Annotated in this window: 14 protein-coding genes; 5 read left to right on the top strand and 9 right to left on the bottom strand. The window is 33.4% G+C overall.

The features are described from left to right. Positions 1-130: 130 nt before the first annotated feature. The 4 genes from ACODSB_RS15465 to ACODSB_RS15480 all read right to left on the bottom strand — a co-directional run bounded on the left by ACODSB_RS15465 (position 131) and on the right by ACODSB_RS15480 (position 4,728). Positions 131-1,771, bottom strand: a complete 1,641-nt coding sequence (locus tag ACODSB_RS15465; RefSeq protein WP_488937702.1) for a DUF4139 domain-containing protein — start codon at positions 1,769-1,771, stop codon at positions 131-133. A gap of 59 nt (positions 1,772-1,830) precedes the next feature. Further along, entirely contained in the window at positions 1,831-2,454 is a 624-nt protein-coding gene (locus ACODSB_RS15470; RefSeq protein WP_488937703.1) for a murein L,D-transpeptidase catalytic domain-containing protein, read from the bottom strand. Positions 2,455-2,476: 22 nt separating this feature from the next. Next, entirely contained in the window at positions 2,477-3,637 is a 1,161-nt protein-coding gene (locus ACODSB_RS15475; RefSeq protein ID WP_488937704.1) for a vWA domain-containing protein, read from the bottom strand. Between the two features lie 110 nt (positions 3,638-3,747). After that, on the bottom strand, positions 3,748-4,728 hold the full coding sequence (locus ACODSB_RS15480; protein WP_488937705.1) for an SIMPL domain-containing protein: 981 nt from the start codon (positions 4,726-4,728) through the stop codon (positions 3,748-3,750). A 148-nt stretch (positions 4,729-4,876) separates the two neighbouring features. Here ACODSB_RS15480 and ACODSB_RS15485 point away from each other — a divergent pair, with 148 nt between their 5' ends. Beyond that, positions 4,877-6,700 (top strand): tetratricopeptide repeat-containing sensor histidine kinase, encoded by a 1,824-nt coding sequence (locus tag ACODSB_RS15485; protein ID WP_488937706.1) that lies wholly within the window; start codon positions 4,877-4,879, stop codon positions 6,698-6,700. Further along, positions 6,697-7,446 carry a LytR/AlgR family response regulator transcription factor gene (locus ACODSB_RS15490; protein ID WP_180856070.1) on the top strand — a complete coding sequence of 250 codons (750 nt, stop codon included), beginning with the start codon at positions 6,697-6,699 and terminating at the stop codon, positions 7,444-7,446. The genes ACODSB_RS15485 and ACODSB_RS15490 overlap by 4 nt, the downstream gene beginning before the upstream one ends. 131 nt (positions 7,447-7,577) lie before the next feature. Here the strand turns inward: ACODSB_RS15490 and ACODSB_RS15495 are convergent, their stop codons facing one another. The 5 genes from ACODSB_RS15495 to panC form a co-directional block, all read right to left on the bottom strand. After that, positions 7,578-9,542 (bottom strand): transglycosylase domain-containing protein, encoded by a 1,965-nt coding sequence (locus ACODSB_RS15495; RefSeq protein WP_488937707.1) that lies wholly within the window; start codon positions 9,540-9,542, stop codon positions 7,578-7,580. Between the two features lie 167 nt (positions 9,543-9,709). Continuing rightward, positions 9,710-11,071: a DNA repair protein RadA gene (gene radA / locus ACODSB_RS15500; protein ID WP_488937708.1), complete on the bottom strand. Its 1,362-nt coding sequence runs from the start codon at positions 11,069-11,071 to the stop codon at positions 9,710-9,712. After that, complete coding sequence (locus ACODSB_RS15505; protein WP_488937709.1) at positions 11,071-12,225, bottom strand: alpha/beta hydrolase; 1,155 nt, start codon at positions 12,223-12,225, stop codon at positions 11,071-11,073. The genes radA and ACODSB_RS15505 overlap by 1 nt, the downstream gene beginning before the upstream one ends. 200 nt (positions 12,226-12,425) lie before the next feature. Then, positions 12,426-12,776: an aspartate 1-decarboxylase gene (gene panD / locus ACODSB_RS15510; protein ID WP_053473997.1), complete on the bottom strand. Its 351-nt coding sequence runs from the start codon at positions 12,774-12,776 to the stop codon at positions 12,426-12,428. Positions 12,777-12,790: 14 nt separating this feature from the next. Beyond that, positions 12,791-13,669 carry a pantoate--beta-alanine ligase gene (gene panC / locus ACODSB_RS15515; RefSeq protein WP_488937710.1) on the bottom strand — a complete coding sequence of 293 codons (879 nt, stop codon included), beginning with the start codon at positions 13,667-13,669 and terminating at the stop codon, positions 12,791-12,793. A 78-nt stretch (positions 13,670-13,747) separates the two neighbouring features. Here panC and ACODSB_RS15520 point away from each other — a divergent pair, with 78 nt between their 5' ends. The 3 genes from ACODSB_RS15520 to glmS are packed head-to-tail and all read left to right on the top strand — an operon-like array spanning position 13,748 to position 18,065. Beyond that, complete coding sequence (locus ACODSB_RS15520) at positions 13,748-14,554, top strand: glycogen/starch synthase (RefSeq protein WP_180856059.1); 807 nt, start codon at positions 13,748-13,750, stop codon at positions 14,552-14,554. 21 nt (positions 14,555-14,575) lie between these two features. Further along, positions 14,576-16,207 carry a BamH family beta-barrel-assembly machinery protein gene (bamH, locus tag ACODSB_RS15525; RefSeq protein ID WP_488937711.1) on the top strand — a complete coding sequence of 544 codons (1,632 nt, stop codon included), beginning with the start codon at positions 14,576-14,578 and terminating at the stop codon, positions 16,205-16,207. Between the two features lie 7 nt (positions 16,208-16,214). Next, a complete protein-coding gene (glmS, locus tag ACODSB_RS15530; RefSeq protein ID WP_053474001.1) occupies positions 16,215-18,065 on the top strand; it encodes a glutamine--fructose-6-phosphate transaminase (isomerizing) in 1,851 nt (616 codons plus the stop codon). Positions 18,066-18,316: the final 251 nt, after the last annotated feature.

An 18,316-nucleotide genomic window follows, 5' to 3' on the forward strand; every position in this document is an offset into this window, starting at 1 on the left:
CATTAAGAAACTTCTAAATTTTGAGTGTCAGCCTGAGCGTAGTCGAAGGCCTTTTATAAAAACAAATTCCACAAATTAACACAGATCAATCCGTGAAAATTTGTGGAATTCGTGTTTAAATACTATTCGTTTATAAGTTTAAAGTCTGATCTTTTGGATATTTTACTCTGTAACTAATTCTGAATTTTTTAGTTTCATTTGGTTTTAACTGCAATTGCCAGGTTAATATTCCGGTTTCGGCATTTACTTTTGCCGAATTACTTTGCAGTAATTCTACTTCAATATCTTTATTTGTAGTCAATGGATATTGATCTTTCAAAAGCAATTCAACCGCTTCTTTTTTGTTATTTCTTACTGTAATATCAAAAGTAAAAGTCTGTTCTTTTTTAGCAGATAAAAACTTAGTTCCTGATTTATCTGCGACTTTTTCACGTTTGATAGATACTTTTTTGTCGCGTCCCATACTCAGGTTCAAAGTATCGCTGGTTTGATTCGGTTCAATAAACGTTTTACCAACATACATTCCTTCAAAAATAATATTCGCTTCGCCTCGCAATAAATTGTATTTACTGTAATCTGCAATTTCAGCAAGTAAAAAAGCATCGTTTTCCACTTTTGGAACCGCATAATATTTATACGTTGCCGGAAGTTTTATTTCTTTTAAAGAGACGCTGTGAATTTTTCCATTCGATAAAATATCATATGGAATATCAATATCAAAAGAAATATTAAGCTGGTTTTCCGCAACTGTTGTGTAATTCGAAACAGAAGATTCTGCTATCGCAGGTGCAGCCATTTCCGTTTGGACACCTGCTATTTTATCTTTAAAAACACTTCCCTGCAGCTGATTCCTTTTTTTCTGTGTTCCATAACCAATAGTCACAACTTCATCATTATATACCTGATTCGCCAGAAACCAAGAACTCAATATTGGCGCCTGATTATTTTGATTTGGATAACCGCTTGAAAGAGTCAGTTTTACTTTTTTCCAGTCAATTCCTGTATTTTGAACCACTTGTGCTTTGTACATCATATTAATTGGAGCCGCAACACTTTCGGTACGCAAATCATAAAAAGGAGACCAGCCAGCGTTATTGGTTAAATACGATATTTCTAATGGAACTGGCCCGGCAGCACTATTCATAACCTGAACAATAAGTTTTCCAGATGAAGTTTTTTCTTCTTTACTTGTATCAACTTCAAGTTTGTTGTTTAGCTTTTGAAGCGTTTCGTCCAGTTTTTGCTTTTTCTCCGTCAGCGTATTAATGTTGTTGGCAATTTCTAATTGCTTGGTTTTATAATACTCCACCATTTTCATTAATTCGGCAACATTTAATCCAGAATTTACGCCGGAAATCTGTTGGTTTTTATCTAATAACTGAATGGTTTTCGATTCAGAATTGATAGTATTATTTACTTTCAAAATTTCCTTTTCAACCAAAATAATACTGTCGCGAACTCTTTTCAATAAAGGTGATTTAGGATCGGTATCATATTCTGAAATGTAATTATTAGTAAACTGAACCGAAAGTACCGTTACACTTGCCGGCGTACCAATTTGGATAGAACTTTCATTTAAATTTACCGCGACATTTTTAACTACAATTTCGCTTGTTCCTAATGGTAAAGTTGTACTTGCAGTTTGAGAAATTTCGGCAGCATTAAAATATACCGTTGCCGCTTTTACTTTTGCAGTGGTGAAAATGGGTTTTTGCGCAAAGGCAAAAATGCCTAACAATAATAAAAGCGCCGTTGCTTGTTTCTTAATCATTGGAGTATAATTTAAAGTGTTATAAAAGTATAGATGACAAAAAGGAGTGAAAGGTTGGTTTAATAATACATTACTAAAAGAATTTTCTTTTTAGAATTATCAATCATCTTTTCAATTACGCCAAAAAACTTTTCATTGACCATTGGGCATCCCAAACTATTACAAATAGGATTTATTTGTTCTTCAAAAGGAATATCTACATATTTGTGGAGGACGATATTTCGATCAAAAGCATTACTATTTGTTTTGTCTAAACCGTATAATTTGTATGCTTTTCCAAAGCTTCCGAAGTAAGAACCGCCAATTGCATACTTGCCAAGTGAACTGCAATTAGAATCTTTGGTATTGCTAAATTTCAGTTTTCCTGCAATTCCGGTTTCAGATCCGGAACCGTGGCCAACTAAGCCTTTGTGAAGTATTTTGTTGTGTTTTAAATCATAAACAAAAAACCGGTTTTTTCCAGATTCAATCCTCATATCTAATAAGAAGACAACATTTGAATTGTATTTAGGAGCTTTCCCCAAAAAATTCCTAATCTCAGTTATCTCACTTTTTAGTTTCTCTTCGTAGGAGTAAACCGGTTTTGAACTTTTTATGATTTCTGGCTTTTCTGCCTTATTGTTACAGGCAAAACTCAAGCCAAAAATGCTCAGCCAAAGCAAAAAGAATATTTTCTTTTTCATGTTTCAGGATTTGCTGCAGGATTTATTTCTCAACTGTATAACCTTTCACTTTTGCAAAAGCAACTATCGAAGTATTTATAGTGTTGCCAAGATCGTCTTGCTTTTTAGTTTTCTTAGCTTCGGTATCAATATACGCCTGACGTTTTTTAGCCAAAACACTAATCTCTTTTTGGATTGTTTCTCTTTCTTTCGTTTTCTCGGCTACAATTTTTTGCAATTCTTCAGTCGATTTACCCTGAAGTTCAGCGGGAAGTTCTTCTTTTCTAATTTTCGAAAGTGCCGCTGCATCATCTTTTGTTTTATCGACCAAATCCCAGCTTTCATTTTTATAAACCGCTTTTGATTTGCTCACGGCGCGATCTGTATAATTAGCTTTCGAAACCTTTTTGGCATTTTGATCCTGCATAACCTGATTCATTTTTTTGTCAGCTCCTTTAGCACCATAATTAATGTAGGTTTTGTTTATTTTTTCATCGTATTTACTGATTTCATCGTCATATGGCGTTGCGATATATTCTACAGATTGATTGGCATCGATATTAAAATATTTCCCTTTTCCGCGGTCAGCGCCATCTTTCCAAAAAATGTTTATGCCTTCTGTTTTATTACCGCAGAAAATCGTGTTTACATAAATATCATTTTTTAAAGCACTGCTTATGGCTTCTTTATAGCTGATTTTTCCCTGATTGAATCCTTCGTTTCCGGCAATGTAAATCAGTTTCATGCTGTTGTTTTCGGCTTCCCATTTTAATTCTTTTGTTGCATCCTGAATTACTGCGCCGCAATATTCATTTCCGCCGTTGGTTCTAAGCGCAAATAATTGTTCCGAAATCAAATCTAAATCTGTTGAAAGCGGCGTAATTTGTCTGATGTAATTTGATTTTTCTGATAAGCCGCTATTTCCATATTCATACAACGCTATTTCGATATCCGGAGTTTTTCCTTCGTATTTTAAAGTCGTCAACGTATTCACGATGTTCCATAATCTCGATTTGGCTTGATCGATTAATCCTTCCATACTACTTGATGTGTCCAGTAAAAGTGCAACCTGAATTTTGGTAGACACAACAGAATCTGATTTCTTAATCTCAGTTTTATTTTTTGGATTTGCATTAGCTGAATTACAGCCGGCAAAAGAAAACACAGTAGCAAAAAGCGCGGAAATAAAAAGATTTGATTTCATAATTTTAGTTTTAATTGGATGATTACAGATCAAACTTAAAAACTAAAAATGCGCGCTTTTTGCACAAATGGTGAAACGGTATTTTGACTTGGTGAAATGCTTCAGCCAGATTAATGAATTGTTCTGGCTGTACTCGTATTCAATGTTTTTAAATCACCATTTGGAGTAATCAGAATAAATTCTTTATCTGTTTTATCAGCTTTTAAAGGTTGTTTCTTTTCTCTGCTAATCGCCATTTTAACCTCATATTGTACTTGAATAACAGGTTCTAAAACAGTAGAATTAATAACGAAATCAAATTCTTTATTAAATACAGGCTGGTAATAAAGTGTAACAGATTTGCTAAGCTGATTAACGTTTGCTGCTTTTTTTAAGTTTAAAGAAGAACCGTTGTAAGCTTCATACGATTTGTACATTTCTACCGGAACATTTACGATATAATCATCGGTAATTCTCTTTTCGGCATTTATAAATGTTTCACCGAGCAATTCCTGATAGTTTTTTATTTTTTCCTGAACCAAAAGTTTTGCTTTTAGCATCATTTCTCTCTTAACCGTTTCTAATGTATTAGAGAAATAATCCACCCGTACCAAATCGTATATTTCATTATTGGATAAAATAGTAATAAACTCATTAAGCTGATTTGGGTCTGAAAATTTGATATGAATGTTTTTCTTCAACTCAAATCCAGCCGGAACTTCATTATAAGTTTTACGATTAAAAAGCTTTTTTTCGGCTTCATATTCATAAACAGGAACAAAGGAAATCATGTCGACAAAAGTCTCAACACCTTTTTTAAGTTTAATGGCATTGAGCGACTGCGTAATTCGTTGATCAATTAATTCATTTACTTCTTTAGTGGTTTTACCTGTTTGAGTTACACTAAAAATTGCCGTATAAGCATCTGCTTTAATATTGGCAAGCCCTTTTACGCTTACCACAATATCACCATTTGAAGGAAAATCGGTGTCGATCGTATTATTGTCGTTATTATAAGATTGCGGATTTTTATAATTGACATTTCCTGAAGCCTGACCAATTATAAATGAAGAAGATAATACAGTTAAAAATGTAAAGAATAGTTTTTTCATGATTATAGTTTTTAAGAATTACTGGTCAAATGTATTGATCGAAAAAACGTATTTTTGACAGAATGGGTCAACAGGTCGTTTGACTTGGTGAAAAATATAGGATAGGAATTTGAAATTAGGTTACTTTACATTTCTAAATAACATAATTGTGAAACGTCATTTATTAATTGGTTTTAGTCTGCTTTTTTTAGTGTTATTGTTTCCGCAGCGAACAATAGCGCAGGCGCTTCCTGAACAAAAAAGTGAAAAAAGCAAACAAGTCAAAATCAGTAAAGCAGCCGACGATTTATCTAAATCATTAAATGAAAACGATGAATCAAAAATTGCTCAGAATTATGAAAGGCTGGCGAATGAATTTTTAAATAATGGAGATAATGCCAAAGCCGAAGAATATTTTAAAAGAGCATTAAATAGTTACACCAAACTAAAACTAACCGAAGATAAAACCAGAGTAACCCGAAGTTTAGCGAAAACACAGGAAAACCAAAAAAACTTTGATTCGGCGATTAAAAATTATGAAGTTGCAGGTTCATTGGCAAAAGATATTTCTGAAGAAAAGATAAATTTAAACGATGCGAACCGACTTAAAAATCAGTCGAATCCGGAGAGTCAAAAAGGTTATGTCGATTCTAATATCGAATTGTTGAAAAAAGAAAAGAAAAGTCAGGAAGTTACAGATGCGTACGTGCAAAAAGCGCAAAATTCATTAGACTTAAAAGATAAAAAGGTTGCGATTGAAAGCTATAAAAAAGCATTAGTGTATGCAAAAGATAAACCGGAATCAGTCATTAAAATCAAAAATGAAATTGCAAAAGTTTATGCCGAAGATAATCAGTTTGATAAAGCCGTAACGATAAACGAAAAACTGCTTGCCGAGGCCAAAACGAATAAAGATTACAATACCGAAATAAAACAATTGCAATCGCTGGCTTCTCTTTACTTTCAAAAGTCAGAAGCCGAAAAAGCAATTTCGTCTTTGAAACAAGCGTATGATTTATCGTTTCAAAAAGGAAATTCGGCGGAAGCCAAAAAAAGTTTGTCTTCTTTAATTAAATATTACAAAACAAAAGGCGAGGACAAAGAAAGTATGGCATTGTACGAACAATTTTTTGAAAACTTCGAAAAGCTCATTCATTCTGATACGACTTTAATCGATGCCAAAACGTTTCAGATTACCGAAGATAAAATTCGTCAGTTAGAGAAAGAAAAAACACTAAAAGATGAATTGATTTCAAAGAAAAACACCTTCAATTATTTTCTAATTGGTTCGGTAATTTTACTGTTGCTTTTGTTTACGTTTATTTCAAAAGCATTGTATTCCATCAGAATAAAAAATAAAGAAATCGCTTTGCAGTCTTTGCGTCGTGAAATGAACCCGCATTTTATTTTCAATAGTTTGAATAGCGTGAATCAGTTTATATCTGAAAATAAAGAACTGGAAGCCAATAAATACCTGACTTCGTATTCGAATTTGATGCGAAATATGATGGAAAACTCCAATAAAGATTTTATTTCTTTAGATAAAGAAGTCGAGCAGCTTAAGAAATATCTGGATTTAGAACATTTGCGTTTTGAGGACAAATTTGATTTTGAAATTATTGTAGATGATTCGCTGGATGCCGAAAGAGTTTTTGTTCCGAATATGATTATCCAGCCGCATTTAGAAAATTCAATTTGGCACGGATTACGCTATTTAGACCACAAAGGATTTTTATCGCTTCGCTTTGATTATAAAAACGGAAAAATAATCGTTACCATTGATGATAACGGAATTGGTTTAACCAAAAGCCGTGAACTGAAAACAACGAACCAAAAAATATACGAATCCCGCGGTTTGAATAATACAAAAGAGCGAATTGATCTTTTGAACGAATTGTACAAAAAGAACATTTCGTTTAATATTTCGGAAAAAGAAGGAGCAGAGAAGGGAACTGTTGTTGAAATTGTTTTTCCATTAATTGACAAAATATGATGACACTGCAAAAGATAAAAAGTGTAATTGTCGAAGATGAACTTGCCGCGCGCGAAGTGCTTAAAAATTATTTAAGCAAATACTGTCCGCAGGTTGAGGTTGTAGGCGAAGCTCAAAACATAAAAGAAGCTGTTCCGCTGCTTCATGAAGTGAAACCGCAATTGGTTTTTCTGGATGTAGAAATGCCTTTTGGAAATGCTTTTGATGTTTTGGAAGCTTGTAAAGATTTACATTTTGAAACTATTTTTGTCACCGCTTTTTCTGAATATTCGCTGAAAGCCTTGAATCAGAGTGCGGCATATTATCTGCTAAAACCCATAAGCATTGAAGAATTGATTGTTGCTGTAAATAAAGTACAGCATCAAATAATGAACAATGAAATCTTCAACCGAAATAAAATCATCGTAGAAAACTTTCACGAACAAAAACCGGAAAAGCAACAAGTTATTCTGCCAACGCTAGAAGGTTTTGAAGTGGTAAAAATGGAAGAAATCGTGCGTCTTCGTGGTAACGGTAACTTCACCGATTTATATCTCAATAACGGAAGTAAAAAAATGGTCTGCCGATTTTTAAAACACTTTTCAGAGATTTTGCCTTTGCCTTTTATTCGGGTTCATAAATCGCATATTATCAATATGAATTGTGTGAAATCGTATAATAAAGGCGGTATTGTTACACTTAATGATGAAACTGAAATCGAAGTTTCTTCAACTTATAAGGAAGAATTTTTAAGAAACTTTAGGTAATTCGTTTCCTGCAAGGTTTCCAAAACCTTGTAGGTATTAGAGAGTAAATAGTAACAAACACCTACAAGGTTTTGGAAACCTTGCAGGAGAAATGACAAAACTTTGTGTCTTAGTGCCTTAGTGGCAAATAGCTACAAATCAAATTCCTCATCAGTAGATAAAGAATCATTTTTAACCGCAGTCGAATCCGGAGCTTTGATTTTTATTAACGAACGCGCATTTCCTGAAATATAAACAGGAAGCTGCCCAATTGTATCTTCAGGAACTAAAAGACCACGACGGAACATTAAATTCTTCAGGAATTTTTGATTTTTCAATGCATAATCTTTCAGGTTTCCTTCGTCATTAAATTGATACATGAATTTTCTCGGCTTCGGAATAATCGTTGCCAGATACAAACATTCATCAACATTTAAAGCTGACGGACTTTTTTGGAAATAAAAATGACTCGCTTCTCCAATTCCGTATACATTTGGTCCCCATTCGATAATATTGAAATAAACCTCCAGCATTCTTTCCTTGCTTACAATTCGGTTATTTTCTAAAATGTAAACTAATAAGATTTCTTCAAGCTTTCGCGAAAGCGTTTTTTCACGAGTTAGGAAAACGTTTTTGATCAACTGCATGCTGATCGTACTCGCGCCTCGTGAGAATTTCTTTGTTCGAATATTTTTTAAAATCGATTGTTTGAAAGCTTCATTTATAAAACCACGATGCGAGAAGAACGACGGATCTTCGGTCGTTAAAACGCATTTTCTTAAATAAGGAGAAATCTGGTCTAAAGGCGTATAATTCGGATTTGCGTTTCCAACTAAAACGGGTCTTTGCAATACATTTTGAATAATCGCGCGATAGACAAATTCGCCGTTTAGTTTATTTAAATCGGCTTCGCCATATTTTGTAATTCGTAAATCTTCTTTGTTGAGTTTACTGTCAAAAACAAGCGTATTTGGTTTGTTTTTGTTGAATTTGAAATCCAGTTTATAATCGAAATTTCCGGTTGCTTGCATTCCCTGAAAATGCGTAAACAAACCATCTGGAAGCGAAACGATAAAATCCTGCGCTTTCATTTTCGGAATATCAACTTTTAAAGTATAAACCGTATCTTTTTCAGTATCGTAAGAAACGTATGGTCGCAGTTTAATTTTATTCAGCGTCATTGATGAAGTACTGTCAATCGAAATAAAATCATCGCCCAATAAAAATCTATAATCAAAACGTGCATTTTTTATAACAACATCTTTGCTGGCAATTTTTGGATGGTTGATTTTTAGGTTTACGATTGAAGTAAAACCGTCAAGATGAAATTCGCTTCCGCTTTTATCAATATTTTCAACGTTTAAACGGATAGAATCAAAACTTGCTTTTAAGCCGTATCTTTCATCCAGATACGGAAAGCGAATGGCTCCGGTATCTAAATTAAAAAACCGAATATCTGCTTTTTGGTTTCTTGGGTCTGCAAAACCTTTTAAGTTCCAGCGCTGATCAAAATCTTTACTTTGGACATGAATGCTGGTTTCAAGTTGTTTGTTGTTTAAAACCAGTTTATTTATCTCTACAGCTGTTTTTTTGCCGTTATCGTCAATTTTGAATTGGAAGTTATCCAAATTCATATCCGTCGGAACCAAATTGAGCAATTTTGAAATAATGCGATAGGCAAAAGCACCGTATTTTCGTTTTTCGCTTTTTTCAGAATCGTCACGGTCTCTTTTTAAGAAAGCATCGAAGTTGCGAATTTTTCCTTTTTTAACTAATTGTATGTAACCGTTGTCGACTTTTAAAGTTCCAAGCTGAACATCGCCAATTAATAAATTACTTAAACTGACACTGGTTTCAATGTTTTTAATTTTTAAAAGTGTATCGGCATTTTTGGGAACCAAAACAACATCGGTAAGTTTGATGCTTGATAAACCATTAAAAGAAGCATCTTTTATTGAAAAATCACTGTTATAATCAACAGCCATTTTGTGGGTTACTTTTGCAATTGCCTGTTTTAAAAGTGAATTGCGAAAAAAGTATAATCCAATGCAAAGCAAAATCAATACCAGGGCAAGTATTTTTAAAGCTTTGAAAATTTTTTGTTTTGGAAAATTCATAAAGTCTATTTCGTAAAGATTTTAGGATTGTTCGTTAGTAGGATGGTTTTTGCCACGAATTTCACTAATTTCTCGAATTAATTTGATGTGATATTTACTTTGGAATAGGTGCTAAATTTAAATAAAAAATTCGTGTTTAATTTGTGAAATTCGTGGCAAAAAAAAACTTAACCAAAAAGAATACTCGCAACATCTTCAATTTTTGCCACAAGTTCAATTTTGATTCCGGTATTTTTTAAAGTGATTTTGTTGTATTTAGAAACAAAAATCGTGTCAAAGCCTAATTTTTCAGCTTCCTGAATTCTTTGATCAACGCGGTTTACAGGACGAATTTCTCCAGAAAGCCCAACTTCGCCGGCAAAACAAAAACCTTTTCCAACCGGAATATCTTCATTTGATGATAAAATGGCAGCAACAACGGCAAGGTCAATTGCAGGATCATCAACAGAAATTCCTCCGGTTACGTTTAAGAAAACGTCTTTTGCACCTAAACGGAATCCGGCTCTTTTTTCAAGAACAGCTAAAATCATGTTTAGTCTTTTGGCGTTATAACCTGTTGTGCTTCTTTGCGGTGTTCCGTAAACTGCTGTACTTACCAAAGACTGAATTTCAATCATTAACGGACGCATTCCTTCAAGTGTTGTAGCAATTGCGGTTCCTGATAATTCTTCGTCTTTGTGTGAAATCAAGATTTCCGACGGATTGCTGACTTCTCGCAAACCGCTTCCGAGCATTTCGTAAATTCCAAGTTCAGAAGTGGAACCAAAACGGTTTTTTAATGAACGTAAAATTCGGTAAATATGGTTTCTATCGCCTTCAAACTGCAAAACAGTATCAACCATATGTTCCAGAATTTTTGGCCCGGCGATATTTCCGTCTTTGGTAATATGTCCAATTAAAATAACCGGAATATTGGTTTCTTTGGCAAACTTGATTAATTCGGCAGTGGTTTCCCTGATTTGAGAAATACTTCCGGCAGTCGATTCAATATAATCAGTATGTAAAGTCTGAATAGAATCGATGATTACAATTTCAGGTTGAATGGCTTCAATTTGTTTAAAGATATTCTGCGTTTTGGTTTCTGTTAGAATGTAGCAGTTTTCACTGCTTGGCGTAATTCTTTCAGCACGCATTTTTATCTGCTTCTGACTTTCTTCTCCAGAAACATATAAGGTTTTATAAGGTAATTTTAATGAGATTTGAAGTAAAAGTGTACTTTTTCCAATTCCTGGTTCTCCGCCCAAAAGCGTTAAAGATCCCGGAACAATTCCGCCGCCCAAAACACGATTCAATTCGCCATCGGTAGTATCCATTCGAATTTCTAAAGCCGAATCGATTTCTGTTATTTTTAAAGGTCTTGGCGCTTTACTTGTTGAGGTTGGTTCACTTTTCCACGCTGCTTTTTCCTGCTTCTGAATAATTTCTTCGGCAATTGTGTTCCATTCTTTGCATGCGTTGCACTGTCCCTGCCATTTAGAATACTGGGTTCCGCAATTTTGACAAAAAAAGGAAGTTTTAACTTTTGACATTATTTTGTTTTTTTAGCAAGCGTATTCATTTCGTCAATTTTCTCATACATCAAATCTTTATTCAAATCGCCAATTGGCTCCATTTGTGAAGCATTTTGGTATTTTTTTGAAGCATGTTTAGGATCGCCCATTTTTTCATACATCAAGCCTAATTCATATTCTCCTAACATGGCTTTTGGATAATTTACGTTTCCAATTTCAGCCATTCTTCCTAATTCGTCGTAGGCATTTCTTTTTAAAATAATATTTTCAATTACTTTAAAGTCACTCATTCTAACAGGAATCTGAACGCCTAAAACTTCAGACATATCGTTGTATTTTTTTTGTAAATAATCGGCATAACCCGTTTGAAGAACCGCAATTTTGTCGTTAAATTCCGCAGAATTTATCGGTCTGTATATATCAAAAATCTGATATAATGCACTCGGAATCGAATGTAAAACCTCAGTATAATGCGTTGCTCCTTTAAATACTTCGTATTTATAATTCACTAACGGATTATTTGCGATTTTAATATTTCCGGCCAATTTTTCAATTGGTTCTTTTATTTTCTTGATATCACCTTCTCCAGCAGAAAGGTAATAGAATATTGGTTTTTGTATTTTGGCAAATTTTTCAGCAATACGAACTTCCATTTTTGGAGCAAGTTCCGGGCTTAAACAAATGTATGCATTAAAAAGAGGTTCTTCTTTGTAAAGATAAAAGTTAGCAAAACTTGCAGTTACGTCATGACCCGCAATAATTCTGAAAGGCGATGTACGGTATTTTTTCTCTACATAAGGAATCAATTCTGAACCAATAAATTCGAAAAATTTTGCTCCTTTTTCAAAAGGCAGACCTTCGTTTTGATCAATTGTGGTGTCGTCGTAACGTTCTTCATCTTTATTTTGATGAATTCCAATGATAATCATCTCCGGAATATCATCCCAATAATTACCATAACTTACAGCTCCGGAAAACGGATCAAATAAATAATCACCATCTAATAAATATAAAACAGGATATTTTTTATCTGATTTTGCATCGTAAGAAGGGGGAAGTCCAATTGTTATTCTTCTTTCTTCTCCAAGTTTTTCGGATTGGATATTGTCAAATTTTTTCTGGGAAAAAACAGAAATGGAAATTAATGTAATTAGCAGGTAAACTTTTTTCATGATTTGTGGCATTTCAGTGAATTAAAAAGTATTCAAATAGTGTAGCAATATAATACTTTATTTGCTTTTTGTGATTTTGGGGAATAAAAAAAGCAATGATTTCTTACGATGTATACATTTTCGATTTAGGCAAAAGAAAATCTGTTTGTACAAAAATATTTTTTGACAAATTATAAACGTAAAATAAGAAAGAATGTGGTTTATGTTAACGAATTATCGTTTTCATTTGGGAAAATGATCCACGGTTTGAAGGTTTTAGCTTCTTCAAAATCCAGTGTAGCATAAGAAATGATAATAATAATATCGTCTTTTTGAACTTTTCGGGCAGCAGGTCCATTCAGCGTGATTTCACCTGAATTTTTTTCTCCCTTAATGGCATAAGTTTCAAAACGTTCTCCATTATTAATGTTAACAATAGCTACTTTTTCGCCTTCAATAATGTTTGAAGCCTCTAGTAAAGTTTCATCAATAGTAATACTGCCAATATAATTTAAATCAGCTCCAGTAACTTTTACTCGATGAATTTTTGATTTTATAACTTGAATTTGCATGCAGCAAAGGTAATTTAATTTAATGAAATGGTGTCTATCAGTCTTATAGAATTAACAAATACCGCTATAAACGCACGGTATTTTTTATCGTTTGTTTTATGATCGATAGGTAATAATGTCGATTCATCAGCAATGACGAAATATTCTAGGTCAAATCTTTCGTTGTCTTTAAAGGAATCTTCGACAAATTTAATGGTTTCTTCAGGTGTACTGTTTTGGAAGATTTCTTTGGCTTCAGTTAAAACTTTATAGATTATTGCGGCTTCTTTTCTTTCTTCAGCAGTTAACCTTTCGTTTCTGGAACTCATTGCCAAAAGATTGTCTTCTCTAAAAATTGGACAACCAACAACATTTACCGGAAGATTATTTTTTTCGACCAGTTTTTTAACAATTTGAAGCTGCTGAAAATCTTTTTCGCCAAAATAAGCATTGGTTGGCGTAACGATTTCAAAGAGGCGTTTTACGATTGTTCCAACACCATTAAAATGACCCGGACGGAATTTTCCTTCCATCTGATTTTCTAAACCGTCAAAGTCAAAAGACTGCGAAATTGTCTGCCCTTCGTAAATATCATCGACAGAAGGAGCATATAAAATTATTTTGTCACTTAAACCTCTCATTTTCTTGACGTCTTCTTCAAGTGTTCGAGGGTATTTTTCAAGATCTTCGGGATTGTTAAATTGCGTAGGATTTACAAAAATACTTACAACGGTGTCGTCATTTTCCTTAAGTGAACGCTGCATTAAAGCCAGATGCCCTTGGTGTAAAGCTCCCATGGTTGGGACAAATCCTATAGTCGAATTTGCGGTTTTGATAGTTTTTAAATAGGCTATCAGAGCTACTTTACCGTAGAAAATATGCATGGCGGTATTATTAAAATTTAGTGCAAACATAATATATTAGTTATAAACTGCATAAATTTTTGTAATTTTGCGACGTTTTTATTACCAAAAATTAAGTAAAATACTATTATGAAAGATAAGAGGATATTATACGTATCATCTGAAGTCGTGCCTTATTTGGCTGAAAATGAGGTTTCTTTAATGTCTTATGACGTTCCTAAAATGATTAATGATCAGGGAGGTCAGATAAGAATTTTCATGCCAAGATATGGAAATATCAACGAAAGAAGACATCAATTACACGAAGTGATCAGGCTTTCAGGGATGAATTTGGTAGTGAATGATTTAGATATGCCATTGATTATCAAAGTAGCTTCAATTCCGAAAGAAAGAATTCAGGTTTACTTTATTGATAATGATGAATATTTTAAACGTAAAGCCACTTTTGCAGACGAGGAAGGGGTTTTATATCCAGACAACGACGAGCGTGCGATATTTTTTGCAAAGGGAGTTGTTGAAACTGTAAAAAAATTAAATTGGGTTCCGGATATTATCCATGTTCATGGATGGTTGGCTGCTATGCTTCCAATTTATATGAAACACTACTATAAAAATGAGGCTTTATTTAACGATACAAAAATCGTTACCTCAGTTTATGGTCAGTCTTTTGATGAAAATTTAGATTTAGAAATGATAAACAAGGTTAAATTTGATGGTGTTCCGCACGAATCAATTTCTGATCTTGAAATCCCAAATTACGAAAATGTCTTAAAGGCCAGCATATTGCATTCTGATGCTGTCATTATTGCGTCAGAAAATGTTTCTCCAAGTTTAACAAAATTTATAGAATCTTCAGGAAAACCTTTTTTACCTTTCGCCGCGAAAGATGCATTCGCTGAAGCGTATACAAATTTCTATAAAACTATGGGTCTTTAAATTTTAACTATTAATACGAATATGTACAATACTTCTTTTATTAAGAAAATTCTATTAGCTGCAACAGTTGTTTTTTTATATTCTTGCGACAAAGATTTTAATGCGATTGGTGATGATTTAATTGGTGATGATCATTTTGGATTGGAATCTGAAAAATATGATGTTATAGCTTATAATCAAGAAGTAACTCCAATACAATCAAATTCTTTAGCAATTAATGCTTTAGGGATTTATGATAATCCGGTTTTTGGTACCACTACTGCAAATTATAATACGCAGGTAGGGCTTGCTGCCTATGGAGTAGCAGTTGGAGACGCACCTGTAATTGATAGTGTAACTGTTAATATACCTTATTTTAGTCACGTTACAGGTATTGATGCTGATAGTGGAAGGAATAAGTATGAACTTGATTCTATTTATGGAAGTACAGGAGGTTTTTTAAAATTGGGAGTTTATGAGTCTAAATATCTAATGAGAAGTTCTTATTATGATAATGGCAATCAATTAGCACAGCTTTATTATAATGATCAAAATAGCGATTTTGATACTAATAAAGGAACCTTATTGAATGATGATGCTAACGAATTTCAAAATAATAAATTCTATTTTAGTTCTAAGGAAACTACAGAGGTAACAAAAGATAAAGATGGTAAAGATGTTAAAACGTATACGTCGCCAGCAATGCGCTTAAAATTAAATAAGGCATTTTTCCAAACTAAAATTTTAAATGCTGCAAAAGAAAAGCTTTCTGCTGCTGATGTGTTTCAGGAATATTTTAGAGGATTATATTTTAAGGTTGAAAGAGTTAGCGGCAGTCCAAGTAATATGGCTTTGATGGATTTTTCTAAAGGAAAAATCACGGTTTATTACAAAGCAAAAACAGATATTACAACCGATGGTGATGACGTAAAAGAAGATAGAACTTTAGTGATAAACTTAACCGGAAGTAATGTTAATCTTTTTCAGGATGCTAAAGATGCCACGTATCAAAATGCGATAAGCAGCCGTAATATGACTACGGGTGATGACAGACTTTATTTAAAAGGTGGTCAGGGATCTTTAGCAATTATAGAACTTAAAGATTTTGGCTCTAAAATCAAAGAAATTAAGGAAAATGGATGGCTGGTAAATGAAGCTAATCTTGTCTTTACTATTGATGCTGCAAAAATGGCAGTTAAAAAGACTGATAATCTGGAAGCTCAGGAACCTAAAAGGGTATATTTATATGACTTTACAAATAATACACCAATTTTAGATTATAGTGCAGATGGAAGTTCAAGTATAACAAATGACCCGAGAATGTCAAAAGTTATTTATGGAGGAATAATTAATGTTGATGCAACTACAAAAAGAGGAACTACTTATAAAATTAGGATAACAAACCATATTCGTAATATTATAAAGAATGCAACTGCAACCAATGTTAAATTAGGATTAGTTGTTATCGATGATATAAGTGCTGTAACATCAAACAAATTGAAAAATAGAATTCTATTGAACGCAAGTATAAATGAATATTTTTCAGAAGCACCAAGAGCATCAGTTATGAATCCGTTAGGTACTATATTATATGGTAATAATATACCTGCCGGTAATGCGGATTATGATAAAAGATTGAGGCTTGAGGTTTACTACACGAAACCAAATAAATAAGTAATATATGTGTGGAATTGTTGGATATATCGGCCATAGAGAGGCCTATCCTATTGTTATCAAGGGCTTAAAGCGGCTTGAGTACAGAGGATATGATAGTGCCGGCGTTATGTTGTATGATGACGAATCAGGTATAAAAGTTTGTAAAACAAAAGGTAAAGTTTCAGATCTGGAAGCTAAAGCTAATGAAGGTTTTACAATAAATGGAAATATTGGAATTGGACACACACGCTGGGCTACCCACGGTGTACCAAATGACGTGAACTCGCATCCTCATGTTTCTAATTCTGGAGATTTAGTAATCATCCACAATGGAATTATTGAGAATTATGCGCCGCTTAAAGAAGAGTTAATTAAGCGTGGATACACTTTTAAATCTGATACGGATACTGAGGTTTTAGTAAACCTGATTGAAGAAGTTCAGAAAAATGAGAAAATTAAACTTGGTAAAGCAGTTCAGATTGCCTTAAACCAAGTTGTAGGAGCTTATGCAATTGCCGTTTTTGATAAAAAAAATCCAAACGAAATTGTTGCGGCAAGATTAGGCAGCCCACTGGCAATTGGAGTAGGTGAAGGAGAATTCTTTATTGCTTCAGACGCTTCTCCGTTTATTGAATATACTGCAAATGCTGTATATTTAGAAGATGGTGAAATGGCTAATATCAGACTGCACAAACCTCTTAAAGTAAGAAAAATTAAAGATGACTCTTTAGTCGATCCTTATATTCAGGAACTTCAATTGAATTTGGAGCAGATTGAAAAAGGAGGTTATGATCATTTCATGCTAAAAGAAATCTACGAACAGCCAAGTGTAATTAAAGATACTTACAGAGGAAGACTTCATGCCAATGAAGGAATTGTTCAAATGGCTGGTGTTGAAGATAATCTGGAGAAATTTTTAAACGCTAAGCGAATTTTAATTGTTGCTTGTGGAACTTCATGGCATGCAGGTTTAGTTGCTGAGTATATTTTTGAAGAATTTACACGTATTCCGGTTGAAGTAGAATATGCTTCTGAATTTAGATACAGAAACCCAATCATAAATAAAGATGACGTTGTAATTGCAATTTCTCAATCTGGAGAAACGGCAGATACTATGGCGGCTATTAAACTGGCTAAAGAAAACGGTGCTTTTGTGTTTGGTGTTTGTAATGTTGTAGGTTCATCTATTTCAAGAGAAAGCCATGCAGGTGCTTACACGCACGCAGGGCCAGAAATTGGAGTAGCTTCTACAAAAGCCTTTACAACTCAAATCACAGTTCTTACCATGATTGCTTTACGATTAGGAAAAGCAAAAGGAACTTTGTCAAACCCTGATTTTCATGCATACTTACAAGAATTAGAATTAATTCCTGAAAAAGTTGCAGAAGCATTAGAGACAAACGACAGAGCAAAAGAAATTGCTGCTAAATTTAAAGATGCTCCAAACTGCCTTTATTTAGGTAGAGGATATAATTTCCCAGTAGCATTAGAAGGAGCTTTAAAACTTAAAGAGATCTCTTATATCCACGCAGAAGGTTATCCTGCTGCCGAAATGAAACACGGACCAATTGCTTTAATTGATGAGCAAATGCCGGTTATTGTAATTGCACCTAAACAAGGTCATTACGATAAAATTGTAAGTAACATCCAGGAGATTAAATCCAGAAGTGGTAAAATCATTGCCGTTGTTACAAAAGGAGATACGCAGGTTCGTGAATTAGCTGATTATGTAATCGAAATTCCAGAAACTTCAGATGCATTATCACCGCTTATTACGACAATTCCGTTACAATTGCTTTCTTACTATATTGCAGTTATGAGAGGATGTAATGTTGATCAGCCGCGTAACTTAGCAAAATCAGTTACGGTGGAATAAATATTTTTTAAAATACAAATAATGTTAAAAAAGCGAGATTTAGGTCTCGCTTTTTTTATGTCTAAAATTTTTTTATTAACATAAATTTGTAGGATTTAAAATATAAAACTATGTTTGTAGGAAATATTTTAAATTTTATTATTTATGCGCCTAGCTCTACTTTTTATTCTATTTTATTTTTGCTCTTCTACAAATGCTGGATGTGCTAACTTAGCATGGAGTTCTAGTTAAGAACTAAATCTTAACTTTAG

It is taken from the genome of Flavobacterium sp. FG68 (assembly GCF_057808895.1).